Here is an 18,664-nt window from a genome sequence, read left to right as displayed (position 1 = left end):
CCTAATTAATTTCCTCCCAGTTGTGATGAACAGTACATAAATAGTTGCGATACTGGCCTGTTTCATCTGGGACAATCCGATCCATCGGTACAGGTCCTTCTGCGCGTACGTGAAAAAAGTGATAACCAAATTTGCTCAGAATACTCTCAACATTTAGGAATGGATCGTCAGGATTACATTCAATAATTAAGGTAGGCTTTGATTCGCTTAATACCCTTTCCATTCCCTGCAAGACTTTATCTTCTAATCCCTCAACATCAATTTTGATCAAGTCTACTTTTTTATTGCTGGTGCAAACAGCATCGATAGTTGTTACTGGCACATCTACCAGAGCGCCTTCCATACCTCTAAATCCTTGAATATTTAGGCTAGCTGACTTAGGTACATCTTCACTAGGAATATGTAATTTTGTTGAGCCAAGAGTATTAGAAACTGCTTCGTTTCGCTCTTGAACTCGCTCAGTCCAGCCATTAATCTTCACATTAGAAACTAAAAGTTTATACACATTGGGAACTGGTTCAAATGAAATAACTTGGGAGTTTTCATTTGCAGCCAAAGCCACTAAGGTAAAGAGTCCTGTGTTTGCACCAACATCTAAAAATAGATGAGCTTTTTGCACTAATCTGTAGAATAATTTAATCGTTTCCGGCTCATAAGATTTAATGCCGCGCCAAAACAGATGCCTACCAATACCATCATTAGCAATGCTTGAATATTTAAAAGATTTTCCCTCAAACAGTGAAACAGAAAAAGTTTCCTGAACTGGTAAGCGTTGCCAGATTGATTGAGGTAATAAACCAGTACGAGCAACAGATAATAAAAGTGGTTTAGTTAAAGGATTTTGAGCGAGATTGCTGAGGAGCGATTTTATAGTTTTTTTAAAATTAGTCATGACCCACCCTGATTTTTGTATTACTAATTGGTTGAAGATTTGCACTTGTTAAAGAGTTACTTCTTCCTGCTGTCTGTTAAGCCTGCGTAGTATTTGAAAGAGAACTCCTACACTGAGTACAGCTTGGACAATTCCCGAAATCATCAGTGCGAATGCTGCTCCTGGTAGTCCATAAATTGGCAGCAACCAGAGACAAGCTATAGCTGATGAAGTTGTTACTAAAGCAAACAAAGGTACTTGGATACGGAAGTATCTGGCCGCAGCAATTCCATAACCGAGAAAAGAAGATACATAACCAATGCCAGCTGCAACCATTAACCATACAAACAAATTTTGATGCTGGGCATACTCAGGTTGGTAAAGAACGGTTAAAATCTCTTTACCTGCGACAAGCGCCAGCAAGACGGCTATTCCGCCAAGTAGAGTAGCGATCCCTACCATTTTGATCAGCAGTGTTCGGAAAGCGATGCCATTTCCGTCTGCATAGTATTTAGCCAGCCTAGGAGTAGCGGATTGTCCTAGAGCAGTCACTACCATGCTGCCTGCTACCATTAAGTAAGCGATCGCTGCAAAAACTCCCAGTTCCCGCTGCCCTAAATTTTGCTCAATAAAATAGCGCGGTATGTTGCTATTCAGAGAAATGAGCGCCATTGTAAAACCGATGGGCAGAGCTAGCCATACTAGTTTTGTCAATGTTCTCTTTTGCCACTGAGGCCGCAGTGCAAACGCCTGTTCGCCTTTTCTCCCTCTTTCATCCTGTGGCATTGCTCGCAGATGATTGAGAAGCAATCTGCCATTACGCAGGTCGTAGCCAAGCAAAACCACAGCCCAAGCCATAGCCAAGCCAACTACTCCCCACACAACGCGACCCGACATGTAAACGCCTATACCTAGCAGTAACAGCGACAGCGGGCCTCTAATCATCAACGAAAAGGCAATGCGATCCATTCGTTCGTTCTGCTGAAACAGCCCGTAGAAAACGTCGCTAATAGACTCGAATGCCTTTGCCAAACCAACCAGGAAAATGGCTAGCGATGTCTCCCAGTTGTATCCAGCTTTGAAAGTAATTCCTACAATCACCACAAGTGCCAGCAATGTTGAGACGATCCGCAAACCAAGGTAGTCGCTGAAGAGATACTGGGATTTAGCGTCTGTCGCCTGGACATGGCGCAAATCGAGATTTGTAAACATAAATACGGGTGCAGTAATTGCCAGCCCTAATGTGAACTGCCCTACCATCTCCGGACTACCGAGTTTCGCAAGCACCATCAACATTCCCCATTGGCAAGCTGCATAGACAGCATTACCAACAAAAGTCCAGGAGAAGTTACGGCGTAGTGTGAGTGATTTGTACTGTTGCATCCTTTCGGTTTCTATCTCAAATTCTGTGGATTCATCATGAGGAGCGATCGCAGGTTTATTTAACAGTTGGCGTCTATGAACCTGATTTGCTAAATTGAATTTCAGCTTGTCTAGGCTCGCTAAAGTTAAGAGCTTTTTTGAAATAATCTAAGTCCAGCCCAAAAACTACAACGATGCGATATCCATCTACACAGGCTATCCATTTACCATCCTCCATTTGATGGGGATCGATAGTATGCATTCCCGTTTTATTCCAACCAAAGCCGCTACCTTTGAGAATTGGGTTTTCTTTGACTGGTTTTTCTGCATAATTTGTTGTTGTTAAATTAGTGATTTCAAAGGCACGCACCTGATTACCATAAAATCCCTCACCATCCTGGGTATATCTGAAAATTTGGCCATTTGATACGAGAACTCTACCCCCTGGTCTGGCTATATTGACATTTTCTTCAATCACAGGGCTTTGAGGATGTTCAATCCAATTTCCCATCAAGTCATCAGCATAGAACAGACGCAGAATATTGCTTTTAAATGATGTGGTAAACAGCCACCACCGATCGTTGAAATTAAAAATCGAAGAGTCTACATAATCGCTACCATCTAATAAAGTTTTGACTAATGTCCATTGAGTTGGAAAATTAACAGCTTTGTACAATCTAATCGAATTAGCTTCATAGCTTTCAGGAATCATGTAGTATTCATTTTGAAATTTGAATACATAAGGATAAGACAAGTGAAAAGCTTCAGTCAGTACTATTTGTTGATACTTCCAGCTATATCCATCGTTGCTAGTTGCTAGGGCGATTTCTCCTTTTTTTCGGCGATTGTTTAGCACCTCAAAGAACAGGTACCAACTGCCATCCTCACGCACCATGAAGGGGTCAGCGACAAACTTGGCTGGTACATCGGTTACATCCTTAGCCGTCAAGACTGGATTTCTGAAATTTTTTGGCGAACCTAACTTTACAGGAGATTCCCCTGTATAAATTCCAATGACCCAATCAGTTTTTCGTCTGACAAATGTTTTGGCAAGATTTGCGAGCAAAGAAAAGGATCGCGATGTGATAGACGACATGCTATTTAATATCTGGAAGATTATATTGATATGCTGATGGTTCTTGATGTTGATTGCCGCTAATAGATATTTTTGGGAATAATCCTCAGGAATTAAAAACTTTATTTCCTGTTTTTAAGCCCCTTGTGGTTTCATTTTTCCTACTTTAGCTATCTGATTAGCGGAATTTCTTGGCTCGGTTGTTGTGAGATGGATTGGAGCTTCTGATTGCCAAGATTTTGGACTATATCCCGTGACTAATTGCCCAATTAAATATTTAATTAAAGCCCCATCGTTTTTATCTGCTGCTTTACACAAATTTTCTACGATCGCATTCAGATTTGCGGGAATAATTCGACTAGCATTTTTCACTACAAACAGTTTTTCGTGGGGAGTTGGTTCGTATTCTTCTCCTTCAATAAATAGTTCCTCAAATAACTTTTCACCCGGTCGTAAACCTGTAAATACAATGTCAATGTCTTTGTTGACTTCATATCCCGAAAGGTGAATTAGTTCTTTGGCTAGATCGACTATTTTCACTGGTTCGCCCATATTCAACATTAATACTTCCCCACTGCGACCCAGTACTACAGCCTGCAAAACTAGTTGAACTGCCTCTGGTATTGTCATGAAATAACGGCAGATATCGGGATGGGTAACGGTTACTGGCCCGCCTGCGGCAATTTGTTTTTTGAAGGTAGGAACAACACTGCCACGACTGCCTAACACATTGCCAAAACGCACGGCTACATAAGGCTTTCCAGTCTCTCTGGCAGTTTGCAGAACTAACATTTCGGCGACTCGCTTACTCGCACCCATGACATTGGTAGGGTTAACTGCCTTGTCTGTAGAGATCATCACGAAATGTTGGACATCATACTGCTTTGCCAGTTCCAGCAGATTTTTGGTGCCGAGGACGTTATTGGTGATTGCTTCTGCTGGATTTAATTCCATCAGCGGAACGTGCTTATGGGCTGCGGCATGAAAAATCACATCCGGCTGGAATTGCTCAAAGGCTTGTTCTAAGCGATAGCGAAAGCGAATATCAGCAATGAATGCAGAAATGCGTGGGGTATTCGGTTTTACTTGGCTATCTTGTTTGATGACTTGAACCAGTTGTTCTAATTCCTGTTGGATATTGAAGACAGAGTTTTCTCCATGTCCAATCAGGATCATTTCCGCAGGACGACAGTTAAATATTTGACGGCAAAGTTCGCTACCAATAGAACCACCTGCACCAGTAATGAAGACTTTCTTGCCAGCAATAAATTGGGCAACTCTTTCAATATCTGTCTGCACAGATTCGCGTCTGAGCAAGTCTTCAATTCTGACATCGCGAATGCTGTCTACTCGGACACGACCGTTGAGGATTTCATGTATGCCAGGTAATGTGCAAGTTTGAACTCCACTTGCTTTGCAAATATCGACAATTTCCCGGATCACTTTGCCTGCAACTGTTGGCATTGCAATGATCGCTTTTTGGATCTGGAGAGATTGTACAACCTCAGGAATTTGGAAGCGATCGCCTATAACTGGAATCCCACGGATGTGTACGTTTAATTTTTGTGGATCGTCATCAATGTAAGCTACAGGATAAAAACCCAATTGGGGACTTCTTTGCATTTCTTGGACGAGGGATACCCCTGCACTTCCAGCACCAACTACTAACACCCTTTCGTGTTGGTTCAAAAATACTTGTTTTTGGCTAGTTCTTTCTACGGCTCGTACACTGAAACGTAAGCCCCCAATAAAGGTAAAGGAAAGTAATCCGTCAATAAATGGTAGCGATTGTGGCAGTTTTTCTCTGCTTAAATAAGGTATATATTGAAGCACATCAAATAAAAGACTTTGAATGACTACCGCAGCCAACACCAACATGGCTATGTATGTCAATTCTTCAACACTAGCATAGCGCCAGTAACGTCTATAAAAACCTAAATTCCAAAATAAAGTTAGTTTGACTGCTATAAAAAGTATGGTGGCAGTGCCTAACTCTTTGATGTATGCGTTTAAGGAAAAATCACCGTCTAAACGAATAATTAGCGCTAATAATGGGGTAACTGCAAACAAAACTATATCAAACACTAACAAGTGTTTGTTTCTTAGTTGCAGCAATCCGCACAGGAAAGTATTAGCGACTTTTTGAACTGCCGCGTAAAATTTAACGAGTAAGTAGTTCATGCTCTTAAAGCTCTTAAACCCTGGTTGCTTGCCTATCTTTGTTGCTAAAGCTTTAAAGCTTTATTTGTATAAACACTTGGAAAAAATTGTAATTATCTTTTGCTGCAAGCCTTGCCCTGTAAGCTTTTGATCGCAAACACATTACAATTTTATTGATTAATTAATTATTAAATTATGACTTTCGCCTAATGACGGAATTCAAAATATTGAGGAATCTAATGACAGCAAATGCATCATAGCCATCCTCTCCACAATAATTGGATTCCCAATTATTTTAGTAGGAACTAATATTTATATTATTTTTCCTACTTTCTTGTATGCTTATACAACAAATAAAAGCTAAGTTTTTTGAACTAGCTTAGAAATAGTTGAGCTTGATGCATACATGATTTTAGCAGAGTATGGATGTGGATTTTGAACTTAGTTTCCGGTGCATCCTAATTTGGAAAAATATTATGACGAAACTATTTCGTCGCTAAAATCAAATAAAAAATTGAGTACGTCCACTGTAAACTTAAAATTTAGCCTAGCTGATTCAGGCTATTATCCGGAAAACCTTTCTGCGTCATTTTTGCAAAAGTGAATTCCCTTGCCAAAGCGATTTTCCCAAATGAGACACACCTTATTTATCGCAAAATAAATCCAAACTTTAAGTTGCTTACACAATTGTGATAGGTATATCAACTTTTTAACTTTCTTGAGTTTTAGCAGCGATAAATAATGAATGGCTAATTTGTTCTTAACTTAATTTGTGCTGTCAAATATTGGCGGAAACTTTGATTGTTAGATTTTGAGATTAGTAACTATCCTCCTACTGCTAATAACTTGAGAACGCTGAAAATTATTTTTATTTCTCTGCAACTATTATCACTTTATTTGGCTGAATATATTTATCAGTTTATAAAATGCAATGTCTGAGATTTGACGTTTGTATCTGATTTTTTACCATCTTTTGCTGAGTTAATTTATATAGTTTTTATGAAATCACCTGCTTGGGATCGGTATATATATATAGATTTGATAAAGTTCTATATTTAGGGGGATAACCCTGAGTTATTAACTCTATCTAACTAGCACTTAGCTTGATATTAGCTATCTAATAAACTGTCTTGAGGATCATACTTTTTTTTAATATTCAGAGGAAAATATTGCTAATGATTGATATTAACCTTATAAAAATATCTATCTACTAGTGGTTGACAATTTGTACATTTTGCCATTAAAGAAAAGACAAATACGAAAGCAGAAAATATTGCTCAACTTGCTATATCTCTTGTGATATGTGTTGTGGCATCTTACCACAGGCAGATAAATAAGCAAGCGTAGAAAATTGACAACACTTTTGGAGTAGAACTCCTGTTATTAAGTCCGCCAAATGACTGACGATGAAAAATTTTTCGCGTCCCCTGCATCTTTCCATCTCCGCATCATTATTTTTGTAAGTATTTAGGCGAACCTGAAATGATTTTGTAACAGGGGATAAAACCCGACTTGTAGGCTAACAGTTCTCAATTGAGTTTGAATAACAAGTTGATTAATTATGGAGTTATTTAGTTATTGAATACCCTTTCGTACCAAATCTGGAATTTGCGAAGGACGTTCAGCGACTGGAACTTGTGCTTCTTGGAAAGCAGCTAATTTATGTTGTGCTGTACCAAAGTGAGGATCGCGTCCGATAATTGTTGCTAAAGTGCCGGTTTGACGCCAATGTTTTGCTGGTGGCGCTTGTCTACCTGCAATGTAGGCAATAACTGGTTTATCAATTGCTTCAGCAATGTAGCGCGCTGCTGCTTCTTCACTACCGCCACCAGGTTGACCTACTAAGACGATCGCTTGTGTAGTATCGTCTTCATCGAGGATTTGTAACCATTGCAGAAATGAGGAACCAACGATCGCATCGCTACCAATACTGACACTAATTGACTGCCCTAAACCTGCTTTAGTTAATTCCCAAGCAACTTCGTAGGTGAGGGTACTGCTGCGGCTGACAATTCCTACGGGGCCAGGGGTATAAAATTCGCTGGGGTGAGTACCTAAAAGAATTTTTCCCGGTACAATGATTCCCGGACTATTGGGGCCTACTACCAGAGTTTCTACTGATTCGGCTTTACGCAGTAATTGCACCATATCTAAAGGAGGTACGCCAGCAGAGATAATGATGATCTGGTGAATATTAGAGGCGATCGCTTCCAAGGCTGCATCTAATACTTGATAAGGATTGACACAAATAATAGTCGTGTCAATTGGCCCAAATTGTCCGACGACTTCCTCAACCAGATCGAAAACTGGCAGATCGTAGAGTTTTTGTCCGCCAAATCCAGGATTTACGCCAGCAACCAAATTAGTACCATAAGCTTTCATTTGAGTAATATGAGTTGCTGAGATAAATTCACTGAACCCTTGGATTAATACTTTACTGTCTGGCGTTAAATTCATAAAAAATTACGGTAAATTTGATATCCCAGCACCAGAAGTTACAGGGAGGAGATTGACATCCACAATGGTGTCACATAATGTCATTTTGACTAAAAATTCACAACTATTGTCTTTAAATACTGATTAAATTCGACTCATTCTCAAAGGATGTTAAAAAAGTATTGAATAACACATTAACTAATAGTCTATTGCCCGTAATTACCCTATGAGTGGCGAGACTGTATATCTTTGTTTGATACAAGAGTTAATCTGTTGAGCAAAATACTTCTTCAACATCCTGATTGCAGCCCTTTTTACACAGGGGGTAAAATTTGACTACCTTTTATAACTAGTTGACTTGGCTAGACGAACTGATTCTGCTACTGCCTCATCTAAATTTTCCACTAAGATCAGGATATCGCCTTGAGTTTTCAGTGTGGCTAAATATTTTCTCGCTGCATTGAAATCAGAACCGCCAAGGCGGACAACTAAGCGGGGCAAATTGCTTTCACGGCGATGTTTGCTGCCATTAGTACGTCCCGTTGGGGATTTAACTTCACTTTTGTCTTGTTGCAAAAATTTACTAATCACTTCAGCAAATACTTCAGATTGCGGAATGCTACCTAAGAGATTGACTAGGATGACTTGAATACTTTTATCAGCTGCGAGAATTTTCAAACTTGTATCTAAGCGATCGCAGAATGTAGTTTCTGTTGTATCTGTGACAAAAGCATGACGCAGATTTAAGCACACTCCAGGTTTACCACCAGCATTCACCACCAAATCTAAGGTTGCCAATACAGAACCCGTACCATTACCGAGAATGCCGATTTTACCGTGCATTTCTATCCCATCCCACTTACTCAAATGGCCGTTAGTCTCGTTATGGTGATGAGTTTTGACTACTTTTGCTGCCATTGGGGCAATGTCGGGATGACGTCCAATTGCCCGTTCGTTAACTCTCACCTTACCATTGAGGGCCATTACTTGCCCGGAAGCATTAACTGCCAAGGGATTAATTTCTACTAAATCTAAGTCTTTTTGGATAAACAGCTGGTACATCTTCTCGATTACATGACTAATCGATTGCATCAGCGTGCCTTCTAAACCGAGTTTTAAGGCCAGTCTGCGGGCATAAAATGGCGAAAATTCTTGTTCGACAACAACATACTCCATTTTCTCCCCTGCCGATTCCCAATCAATATCTGCTTCTTTGCAACCTAAAAGTACTGGTCGGCAGACTGCGGTATCTAAAACCACAGCTAAATATAATTCTTGTCTGGCATCGTATTTTGATTCTGCCAGCAATACTTCCGGTAACTCGCCCCAAATCGGTAAATTGAAGATAGTTTGAGCAGCAGCGATCGCATCGATTGTTGTTTCCACAATCCTGACTCCACCAGCTTTCGCCCGTTCTGCTGCATGGACTTGAGATTTTAGTACAACTGGGTAGCGAATTTTTAATCGTTTTAAATCCGTAGGATGGTCAATTCTTTGGGAGGGCAATACAGGAATGCCGATTTCTCCAAACCATTCTTTAACTTGGTACTCCAATAAATCCATCGATCCGCACCTGGTAGCGACACTTGCACAGAATTTTTTTGAAAATTATCTTTAATCTTTCACCGCACTCTCAGTAGACAATTTCGCTTTAGATACTTATTAACAGTTATTCTTTCAACGATCAATTTTATCGAATTCAGTAAATTTGGTAAATTAAATTGCTTACCAAAAATTGCCAGCATTGCCACAAGACGTTATTAATCTCCTCAGTAAATTTTCTAGGATGTCAGGAAACCACCATACTCATAAATAACCCCTAAGTAATGTGGATTTATTTTTCTCCAATTCCTAGTGTAGAGTGTGAGGCGCGATCGCGCTCAATTATTGCTACGTTAGATTAGCCCTCAAGCAACTGAAAAGATTCAAGATTAAAGATTTTAATTCTATTATTAACACAATCTTATTGGCTTTACTTGGGGATAATTGCGACACTACTACAACGAAAAAGCTATACATTTCCAGTTAGATATAAAGCCGTGGAAATACCCAAAAACTTTATTATTCCCATTTTGTAGCTGTAATTTATACTTTCAGCGAGATTGTTAAATATGATTTTTACCACTAGCAAACTAGGGAGTTCGGAAAAATCTCTGCTTTTTTGATTTTTGGTGAAAACTCAGAATTTGTGTTAGAAAGTTGGTCAATCTGATTATCTGGCTCTGGTTGGTTAAACTGTGCATCTGCATTCAACAAACGAAAGTCCTACCTTTCCCAGTCTCGAAGATAAGAAAAACAATATAGAAGAACAGCGGGAACGCTCTATGACAGTAGCAGTTCAGCAGGAAGACTTACAGCTGTTAACCAAAACTTTGCAGGAAATATTCCTGGCCGAAGTTCCATCTGGCGGAGTCTTCCAAGTGAAGTGTGCCGTCAATAATGACGGACTAATGGTACTAATTCAACATCCAGTAGGTTTAACAGTTGACACACAAATAGTCTTTCAAGTAATTGAAGACACAATCCGGTCGCTGTCAACTCAAGGAGAGCAAACTGTAGAATGCTTTCTAAGAGTATTGGGTGAAAAACGTCCTTATACCAAACGTTCCCTCTATATTAGTCAGAGGGTAGAAATCGATGAAATTAATCTCTACCCGACTTTACAAGCGCCTGACTTAGAAGAATCTACCGATAAATCCTCTGGTAAAAAATTAATTTTTCCTCCCTTCTCTCTCCCTACCTCAGCAGCATCAAGCAACGAGGCTGAGTCAGCATTTGCACAAAGCATCCCAGCAACTCCATCAAGCAATGAGCTTGATTCGCCATTCGCGCGTCCTTTCTCAGAAGTATCAATCGATGAGGCTGAATCACCATTCGCATCTTCTAAATCAGCTACTTCGTTCATGGATGAGGCTGAGTCACCATTCGCATCTTCTAAATCAGCTACTTCTTTTATGGATGAAGCTGAGTCACCCTTCGCATCTTCTAAATCAGCTGCTTCATCTGATGAAACTGAGCATGAAGAACCGTTCGATCCCTTTGCTGGCTCACCAGATTTATTAACTACTAAACCAGCAAAACCAATCAAAGCAATGTTGATTGGTGCAGCTTGTGTCGGAATTGTCGTGTTAGCTGGCGGAGCTTACCTTTTGGCTACTCCTTGTGTCCTCTCAGAGTGTAAAGCAATCCAAACTGCCGAGCAATTAAAAACGGAATCTAGACAATTGATGCGCAAGGCTAAATCTGAAAAAGAATTAGTAACAGTGCAACAGCAATTAGAAGCGTCTAGCTTAGACTTAGAACAGATTCCTTCTTGGTCTCCTCAATACCAAAAAGCCGAGGAACTAAAAGCAAGTTTATCTGGGTCATCAGAAAAAATCGATCGAGTGGTAAAAGCTTTACAAGCAGCATCCTTGGCGATGAGTAAAGGTAAAACCCCTAGCAACAGCCTAGAGGAATTACAAGCTAGACAAAAACTTTGGCGACAAGCGATTACACCATTAGAAGCTATTGGTACTAATAGCGAATTATACAATTTGGCTCAAGTAAGATTACTTGGCTATCGTGCTGAGTTAAACGCTGTGAACCAGCAATTGCTAGGGGCAGAAAAATGGTTAAAAAAACTGAATGCTTCTAAAGCTGTAGCTAATGCAGCTAGCCAGCAAGAAGCCAATATAAAATCCTTGCGTGATTTACAAAAGTTGCAGGCTACTTGGCAGGTAGCGGTTAATGCATTGAATATTATTCCCCGTACCAGTTCAGCATACCAAGAAGCACAAGCTCTATTAGGAGAATATAAACCAAAATTAGCAGCAGCACGCGATCGCGCTACAAAAGAACAATTAGCTTTTAAAACTTACCAACAAGCTATTAACGCTGCCAAGCAAGCTAAGGCTTACGAGCAAAAGCAACAATGGCAACCAGCTGTACTTCAATGGGAACAAGCTGTGCAGTCTGCTAAACAAATTTCTGAAGATAGCTTTCAATATCGTTTGACTCAACCTCTAATCGAACCCTACTCTGCTGCCCTGAAACAAGCACAAGCAAAATTAGAAACTGTCAATAGTTTGCAGCAAACCCGCACCGATCTCAATAAACTTTGTACTAATGGAATGCGGATTTGTACTTTTACTATAGATAATCGCGGAATTACTGTGCAGTTAACTCGTGAATATGACCTAGCACGACAAAGTACTTCAGCTAATGCTAATCCTCCAAAATCAAATGTAATTGCTGATGGTAATCAACACCTACAAATGTTACAGCAAGCGCTGGGAGTAATTAGTGATAATGCTCAACTATCTTTGTTTGTCTACGATTCTCAAGGTAAACCAGTATATTCGCGAACGCTTGAAGGGTAAGCATCGTCAGCAGTAGGGTAGGTATTGCCTTACCCTACAAATTAATATAGATATGGATGTTTGCAATTAACTACTGAGTTTTATTTTTAGCCAAAAATTATCATATTTATGAATATTTTTCAGCCAAAACAAGAGTTATTAATTTTGCCTTGTTTATGAGTTATAGAATTTATGCGATCGCTAACATCGGTCGTTTTAAACTCTTTGTTGGCGATTTACACATTCTTAAAGTAGTATGGCCGCCAATGCTAGAAATGCTCAATGCTGGTACGTATCCTCATGCAGAATTGCAACAAGAGTGGCAACAATTACAACAGCAACGACATTTCACTTTTCACACTCGCAACGAGATTTCAGGCGATCGCGAGATTATTGGCATTGAAAATCTACAATAATATTAATTTATTGCTTCACGCAGTTATCTGCCAGATTTTAATTGTGCGATCGGCACTACCACTAGCTAGAAATTTACCATTTGCACTTAAAGCAATAGAATTGACTTCTTGTGAATGTCCGGTAAGTGTATACAGCAGTTCGCCTGTGGAAAGTCGCCACATTTTAATAGTTGTATCTGCACTACTACTCCAAAGTATTTCTCCATCAGAACTAACAGCGATGGATTTTACCTCATCGGAGTGTCCAGCCAAGGTATCTAATAATTTCCCGGTAATCAAATGCCAAATTTTGATGGTTGTATCCACACTACCGCTAAAGAGCATTGTACCATCAGGGCTGATAGCTAAAGATTTTATCCCACCACTGTGACCGATGAGCGTGCGTAATGGATCGCCAGTACGTGGATTCCATAGCCTGATTTTACTATCAGAACTGCCACTCGCAAGGATAGTACCATCAGGGCTGATAGCAGCAGCATCAACTGCGGATGAATGCCAAAGAGTACAAATGCGATCGCCTTTATGCAAATGCCAAATCTTGATTTTATGACTGCCACTAGCAAGCAGCTGGCCATCTGGGCTAATGACTACAACTTTAACAGGTTTTTGATGCCCTAAAAGCGTATGCAGTAGTTTACCTGTTTTTAAATGCCATACTTTGACATTACTTTTAGGATGTTGACAGCTACCGACAGCCAAGTAATTACCATCACAACTCACAGCTACAGAGGAAATTTCTCCTAAATTCTCTGTGAGAGTGCGAATAAGTTCGCCTTTCTGAAGATTCCATACCTTGATAGTTTTATCTGCACCACCACTGACTAACATTTCTCCATCTGGAGCGATGGCAATTGATGATATATCCCCTGTATGTCCGGTGAGGGTATGAAGAAGAGTTGCAGATTCTAGGCTAGGTTGGGAATTGAGATTAGCGATCGCTTGTAACATCTTTTCAACTTCCAGAAGACTTTGGCGATCGTCAACAGCTGTAAAATATTCTTTTAACTTGGTCAAATATTCCCGATCTTCGATTCTCAGTGCAGATTGCATTACCTCTAAGGGATGTTTTCCCTCTGGTAGTGAAACTTGGCGCAGTTGCAACCATGTCTCGATCGAATACTCAACCTGTTCCTTTGCCCAAGAGCGATCGCTTAAGTAAGATAAACTTACAGCTAATTGCAAAGCTAACTCTGGAATCCAGTAACGTCGCTCCTGCTCTAGTGCTTGGTAAACTTGTTGATAGCCTGTAGCTATTGTTGCTACCGATTGTAAATCCAAAGTATCGTCAACCAAATTCATCAGTAATCCTGGTAGTAGGGGAGGTACATCGTGATGAATTAGATGATAAATATCCGCCACCCAGCTAGCAATCAAACAATGACATTTGATTAATACTTGGCAAAGTCTTTCAAAATCCTGATGATTGATTTCATATTCCAGCGATAATTTATTAATATCAATACCTTGTTTTTGCCATTTTTCTGCTTTTTCTAAAATTGCTAAATTTCTGACGTTATCTCTACCAATATTATTGATTTCCTCTAAATCTTCTCCAAGCAATAACAATTCATCTCTAATTTTCTGCCATTCTAAAGCTCGGCTTTTCGCAGAATCTTCTAAAATTTGCTTATAAGGCAATCTTGAAATAGTTTTATAGTAATAATTGCCTTGTCCTAATCCCCAATAAGCAATCCGACAATTCAGATAATCTCCATCATGCTCTGATTCTAATATTAAAATAGGCTCTGTTTTCAACATACTAAACAGAGCCTTAATACTGGACTCACTATGAAAACGTTTACTATCCCATGCACCTGCTAAAAATTCTGTTGGTCTAACTGAATTGTGGAGCGAGTAATGCTTGGTAATAAAGTCTCTTAAACCTTCAGCTAACATTAACTCAACTTCTGGAATTACTTCATTTTTTTTAGCAAATCTGTCATATTCCAGTTGTGGAGGAGCAATAAAAATTTTTAACGGGACACGTCCATAATTACTGTAAGATTCTAAAATCTGAGAAGGATATAACCTTAAAGGCCAGCTTTCTAGAATTTTGTGAACTTCTGGTAACTTAAGTGCAGTTTCTCGCTCTTTTTGAGTTATTTCTAATAAAGTTTGATGTTGATAAACAGCTAATTGATGTTGCAGACGTTTTCCTTGCGCCAATCCTACTTCATAGTTAAAATTTGACGCGACTATATTTAAGGATGGATCTGATTCAGAAATTGTCAGGGGAATTTCGTAATTAGTAGCATTTACACTGGTCTCCATCCGCTTTTGGATGAAAGATACAATAACGGGTGCAAACTCTATGACTAACTGTATAAGTAATCGGATTCCTTGCTCCATAAGGAGTTTCCTGTTCAACCCATAATAGTAAAAGCTAATTTAATTCTTTCACTATTGCTGCCATTAATTAAGTTAAAATAAGTAGCTGGCGATTCCAGAGTGCAGCTATACAAACAGAAAGCACCTACACAAGGTTGTACAATACATCAAAATTCCAGGCTATTCAATATTTATATATACCAAATTACTTACACCAACTAGCCGTGTTGATTGTTATTCCTAAATTTGAATTGCAGAATCACAATTAAAATCTTACTCCCAGTTGCCCATTAAAGCCGCGAACAGAGTTGTAACCAGCACCTACAAAAATGTGGTCTGTAGCACCTACCTGAACGCCTCCAGAGACCGCAACACCCTTATCTTCTGAATAATATCCCAGTCCTACATAAGGTGAAATTACTGGTAGACTGAAAAATTTTAAAACATCAACTCCAGTAGATCCGTCCGGGCCTGCTCCGAGTTCAACGCCCAAATTCAAAGCTCTAGCTCCCACAGCATAGGTGACATCACCATCATTTCCACCCACCGACACCCAAGGTTGGGGTACTAGCTGCGCTGAAGCCTGATTTGGGCTAAACAAAGTTAAAAATCCCAGTGATGCTATGAGTGTTTTAGCAATTACAGATGTTTTCACGTTATTCTCCTAAAATTACTTGTCACATTTTAATTAGTTTGATAGAAAATTTAGATTTATCTATCATGTGTCATGATGACGTATTTAACTTTGCTGAAGTGCCCACTCAAATTACTTAAGATTAAGTTTATTCTGCTGATGCGTGCTTAAATCAAATATTTTAGCGTTAGATCTGTCTAGAGTAACGAAATACTCTAAATATCATCTTAACCCCAGTTATTATCATTTCTGCCCTGCAAAATCTTTGTTACTTTAGCTTCCAGTTGTCCTAAATCAAATGGCTTGGCGAGATAGTCATCAGCCTTTATACCTGCATCTAAATTTTTAGTTAGCAGAAGTACAAAGGCTTCACCGATAACTTGTATTTCTTCGCAGATATCGGAGATATTCTCGTTTGGTAAAGTTACATCTAAAATCACTAGATCTGGATGAAAATTTTGGAATATAGCTCTTGCCGTTTTTCCATCGGCGGCAGCTTCTACTTGATAATTTAGTTTAGTTAAAAACCGTTGGATTAGGTTCCTTACTGGCGGATCGTCGTCAACTACAAGAATTTTCTTACCAATCATAAATAACTATTTCTCTGAAGATATATTGCTACTGGCTTAGATGTAATAAAGTTTGCGAGAAAACCCTATAAAAGGATTGTAATTTAAATGCGATCGCTTCCTTGGTGAATTTGTATTTTTTCATACTGCAAGCATACTGATATCATTACATATCCAAATACTTATTTTTTTAATAATTTCAAACTTCCAAAAGTTTTAAGTTAATTCAAAAATTATAGCAATTATAAATAAGTTATGAACAGATTACGAATATGCAAGACTTGAATTCTTGGTATTCATCCATGTCTTGAGCTATGAAACTTGGACAAATTCTACTTACAAAACTAGTAGGAAGAAATGCTAAGACTAAGGAAGGGTCAGCAAATGATTTTTGGGAAAATTGAGAGAGAATTACTAGATATAGAACTTTGGTCGCTAGATTACAGGGCTAGATTACCAGAGAAATTACAGTTATTGGTGAATCGAGAGATGGAACAAGGCGATATTTGGGAAGAACAAAATAATTATAATTGTAGTAAAAAACCCAGCTATCGAAAAGCTAGCGATCGCTGGATTTATTCTAGTCAGTAATAGCTTATAATTTATAGTAATATTTAGAGCAATTACTATTGCCTTGCCTCTCAGGAATCACCCCTACAAAAGGTGGGTATTCCAGTTACATACTCTATTTCTCTCTGACTCTCAGCTTTTATCATACTTTGATGATATGGGACTCATTTCATGAGTTAGTAGCTGGAGTGCTGATTATTGATTTAGAGATGCATACAGCTGAACTCTGAAACTAAATCCACATTTTCAGATGGGTATCAAATGTCAAAAGCTGATTGGCTAAGTCTTGGATAACGGCTAACTTCATCTGTGGCGAACTTAACTGTTTTACTGATACTTATAGATGTGGAGTGTAGCTGTGTATTCATGTTTATGCTTTCAAATTATTCCTGGTGATTGTTGCTTTCCTGCCTAAATTAAGTGTGTTTAGGAAAACATCTACAAATGTTTCAGTAACCGAAGTCTACTGCGTAACTTTTTGACTTATTTCTTTCACCTAGCAAGAGAAGGAATCAATACCAATGGCACACCTGTTTGAACCATATAGTATTCGTGAAGTCAGCTTTCGCAACCGCATTGCCGTTTCACCAATGTGTCAATATTCCAGTACCGATGGTTATGCTAATGACTGGCACAAGGTTCATCTAGCTTCGCGTGCAGTTGGTGGTTCTGGTTTAGTGTTAACAGAAGCAGCAGCCGTAGAGCCGCGGGGACGCATTAGCCCCCAAGATTTAGGAATTTGGTTAGACGAACACGTTGAGAATTTAGCCCAGATTGTGGAATTAATTCATAACTTTGGTGCGGTTGCTGGTATTCAACTCGCTCACGCAGGAAGAAAAGCCAGCACAGCCAAACCAAGCAAGGGCGGAAAGTTCTTAGATGAATCTCAAGAAGGTTGGCGTCCTCTAGTTTCCAGTAGTGCGATCGCTTTTAGCAAAGATAGCCCCATACCAGAAGCCCTCACCATTGAAGGTATTCAACAAGTTACCGATGCTTTTGTCCAAGCTGCTCAACGTTCTTTAAAAGCTGGATTCAAAGTAATTGAAATCCATGCTGCTCACGGTTATCTGCTGCACCAGTTCCTCTCACCGCTAGCTAACACTCGTACAGATGATTATGGTGGTAGCTTTGAAAACCGTACTCGGCTGCTGAGGGAAGTCGTTCAAGGCGTGCGAGAAGTTTGGCCACAAACACATCCATTATTTGTACGCCTCTCTGCTACAGATTGGGTAGACAAGGGTTGGGATATTGAGCAAAGTATCGCTTTAAGTGACAAACTTAAGTCTTTAGGTGTAGATTTGATTGACTGCTCTTCCGGTGGCATTATCCCAGGCATTAACATACCACTCAAGCCAGGTTATCAAACTCAGTTTGCCGAACGCATCCGTCGTGAAGCGAATATTGACACAGGAGCCGTAGGCTTAATTACCTCTCCCGAACAAGCAGACCAAATTATTAGTTCAGGAAGCGCTGACATAGTATTGTTGGGACGTGAGTTGCTTCGCAATCCTTACTGGCCGCACATGGCAGCTAAACAGTTAGGATACGAGAAACTCTGGCCAGTTCAATATGACCGCGCTTGGCTGTAATATCAAATCCAACCCACCTCAACTCTTACTACCAAATAGCAAGAGATTAGGGGTGGATAATACCGATTCTCCAAAATAAGGCTACACATAGGGGGCAGGGAGCAGGGCGGAGAATTATCTGGACTCAGAATTTAGAGAAATGGGATAATTTCTCAGATTTTGAAATTTAACTTATTAAAGTCATTATTTAATGAGAACTGTATGTTTTCCCAAACCCAATAACCCTACCTGAATTCATTGTTTTAACTATGTGTCATGAGCGACACACAAATGACATACCAATTTCATATAGATAATACTTCCACAGATATATA

At 39.4% G+C, this 18,664-nt stretch carries 12 protein-coding genes and 1 pseudogene; 4 read left to right on the top strand and 9 right to left on the bottom strand.

Annotated elements, in window-relative coordinates; genetic code table 11:
- Position 1: 1 nt before the first annotated feature.
- From AACU33_RS01140 to AACU33_RS01115, 6 genes are all read right to left on the bottom strand, one after another.
- Positions 2 to 892: an FkbM family methyltransferase gene (locus AACU33_RS01140; RefSeq protein WP_096586659.1), complete on the bottom strand. Its 891-nt coding sequence runs from the start codon at positions 890 to 892 to the stop codon at positions 2 to 4.
- Positions 893 to 940: 48 nt separating this feature from the next.
- On the bottom strand, positions 941 to 2,254 hold the full coding sequence (locus AACU33_RS01135; RefSeq protein ID WP_096586658.1) for an oligosaccharide flippase family protein: 1,314 nt from the start codon (positions 2,252 to 2,254) through the stop codon (positions 941 to 943).
- Between the two features lie 73 nt (positions 2,255 to 2,327).
- Positions 2,328 to 3,329 carry a glucosamine inositolphosphorylceramide transferase family protein gene (locus AACU33_RS01130; protein WP_339375683.1) on the bottom strand — a complete coding sequence of 334 codons (1,002 nt, stop codon included), beginning with the start codon at positions 3,327 to 3,329 and terminating at the stop codon, positions 2,328 to 2,330.
- Positions 3,330 to 3,443: 114 nt separating this feature from the next.
- Positions 3,444 to 5,489, bottom strand: a complete 2,046-nt coding sequence (locus AACU33_RS01125; protein ID WP_096586657.1) for a polysaccharide biosynthesis protein — start codon at positions 5,487 to 5,489, stop codon at positions 3,444 to 3,446.
- A 1,554-nt stretch (positions 5,490 to 7,043) separates the two neighbouring features.
- On the bottom strand, positions 7,044 to 7,925 hold the full coding sequence (locus tag AACU33_RS01120; protein ID WP_096586656.1) for a succinate--CoA ligase subunit alpha: 882 nt from the start codon (positions 7,923 to 7,925) through the stop codon (positions 7,044 to 7,046).
- A 315-nt stretch (positions 7,926 to 8,240) separates the two neighbouring features.
- Positions 8,241 to 9,467 (bottom strand): succinate--CoA ligase subunit beta, encoded by a 1,227-nt coding sequence (locus AACU33_RS01115; RefSeq protein ID WP_096586655.1) that lies wholly within the window; start codon positions 9,465 to 9,467, stop codon positions 8,241 to 8,243.
- Between the two features lie 761 nt (positions 9,468 to 10,228).
- On the opposite strand from AACU33_RS01115, the gene AACU33_RS01110 reads away from it, so the two are divergent.
- Both AACU33_RS01110 and AACU33_RS01105 read left to right on the top strand, forming a co-directional pair.
- Positions 10,229 to 12,265 (top strand): hypothetical protein, encoded by a 2,037-nt coding sequence (locus AACU33_RS01110; RefSeq protein ID WP_096586654.1) that lies wholly within the window; start codon positions 10,229 to 10,231, stop codon positions 12,263 to 12,265.
- 155 nt (positions 12,266 to 12,420) lie between these two features.
- Positions 12,421 to 12,660, top strand: a complete 240-nt coding sequence (locus AACU33_RS01105; RefSeq protein WP_096586653.1) for a hypothetical protein — start codon at positions 12,421 to 12,423, stop codon at positions 12,658 to 12,660.
- A 15-nt stretch (positions 12,661 to 12,675) separates the two neighbouring features.
- Here the strand turns inward: AACU33_RS01105 and AACU33_RS01100 are convergent, their stop codons facing one another.
- The 3 genes and pseudogenes from AACU33_RS01100 to AACU33_RS01090 all read right to left on the bottom strand — a co-directional run.
- Positions 12,676 to 15,009 (bottom strand): WD40 repeat domain-containing protein, encoded by a 2,334-nt coding sequence (locus AACU33_RS01100; protein ID WP_096586652.1) that lies wholly within the window; start codon positions 15,007 to 15,009, stop codon positions 12,676 to 12,678.
- 244 nt (positions 15,010 to 15,253) lie between these two features.
- Entirely contained in the window at positions 15,254 to 15,643 is a 390-nt protein-coding gene (locus tag AACU33_RS01095; RefSeq protein WP_096586651.1) for a hypothetical protein, read from the bottom strand.
- 233 nt (positions 15,644 to 15,876) lie between these two features.
- Positions 15,877 to 16,212: pseudogene (locus AACU33_RS01090) on the bottom strand (response regulator transcription factor); the annotation flags it as partial.
- A gap of 363 nt (positions 16,213 to 16,575) precedes the next feature.
- Between AACU33_RS01090 and AACU33_RS01085 the strand changes: the two are divergent.
- Together AACU33_RS01085 and namA are read left to right on the top strand one after the other, a co-directional pair.
- Positions 16,576 to 16,782, top strand: a complete 207-nt coding sequence (locus AACU33_RS01085) for a hypothetical protein (protein WP_096586649.1) — start codon at positions 16,576 to 16,578, stop codon at positions 16,780 to 16,782.
- Between the two features lie 500 nt (positions 16,783 to 17,282).
- On the top strand, positions 17,283 to 18,350 hold the full coding sequence (namA, locus tag AACU33_RS01080; protein WP_096586648.1) for an NADPH dehydrogenase NamA: 1,068 nt from the start codon (positions 17,283 to 17,285) through the stop codon (positions 18,348 to 18,350).
- The last annotated feature ends 314 nt before the right edge of the window (positions 18,351 to 18,664 follow it).

Source organism: Calothrix sp. NIES-2098 (assembly GCF_963875125.1).
Taxonomy (GTDB): domain Bacteria; phylum Cyanobacteriota; class Cyanobacteriia; order Cyanobacteriales; family Nostocaceae; genus Aulosira.
This window is presented reverse-complemented; position numbering and strand designations above follow the sequence as displayed.

Bases quoted from the DNA above. Each gene is read 5' to 3' on its own strand.
- AACU33_RS01140 (WP_096586659.1), bottom strand. From the start codon at position 892: ATGACTAATTTTAAAAAAACTATAAAATCGCTCCTCAGCAATCTCGCT.
- AACU33_RS01135 (WP_096586658.1), bottom strand. From the start codon at position 2,254: ATGCAACAGTACAAATCACTCACACTACGCCGTAACTTCTCCTGGACT.
- AACU33_RS01130 (WP_339375683.1), bottom strand. From the start codon at position 3,329: ATGTCGTCTATCACATCGCGATCCTTTTCTTTGCTCGCAAATCTTGCC.
- AACU33_RS01125 (WP_096586657.1), bottom strand. From the start codon at position 5,489: ATGAACTACTTACTCGTTAAATTTTACGCGGCAGTTCAAAAAGTCGCT.
- AACU33_RS01120 (WP_096586656.1), bottom strand. From the start codon at position 7,925: ATGAATTTAACGCCAGACAGTAAAGTATTAATCCAAGGGTTCAGTGAA.
- AACU33_RS01115 (WP_096586655.1), bottom strand. From the start codon at position 9,467: ATGGATTTATTGGAGTACCAAGTTAAAGAATGGTTTGGAGAAATCGGC.
- AACU33_RS01110 (WP_096586654.1), top strand. From the start codon at position 10,229: ATGACAGTAGCAGTTCAGCAGGAAGACTTACAGCTGTTAACCAAAACT.
- AACU33_RS01105 (WP_096586653.1), top strand. From the start codon at position 12,421: ATGAGTTATAGAATTTATGCGATCGCTAACATCGGTCGTTTTAAACTC.
- AACU33_RS01100 (WP_096586652.1), bottom strand. From the start codon at position 15,009: ATGGAGCAAGGAATCCGATTACTTATACAGTTAGTCATAGAGTTTGCA.
- AACU33_RS01085 (WP_096586649.1), top strand. From the start codon at position 16,576: ATGATTTTTGGGAAAATTGAGAGAGAATTACTAGATATAGAACTTTGG.
- namA (WP_096586648.1), top strand. From the start codon at position 17,283: ATGGCACACCTGTTTGAACCATATAGTATTCGTGAAGTCAGCTTTCGC.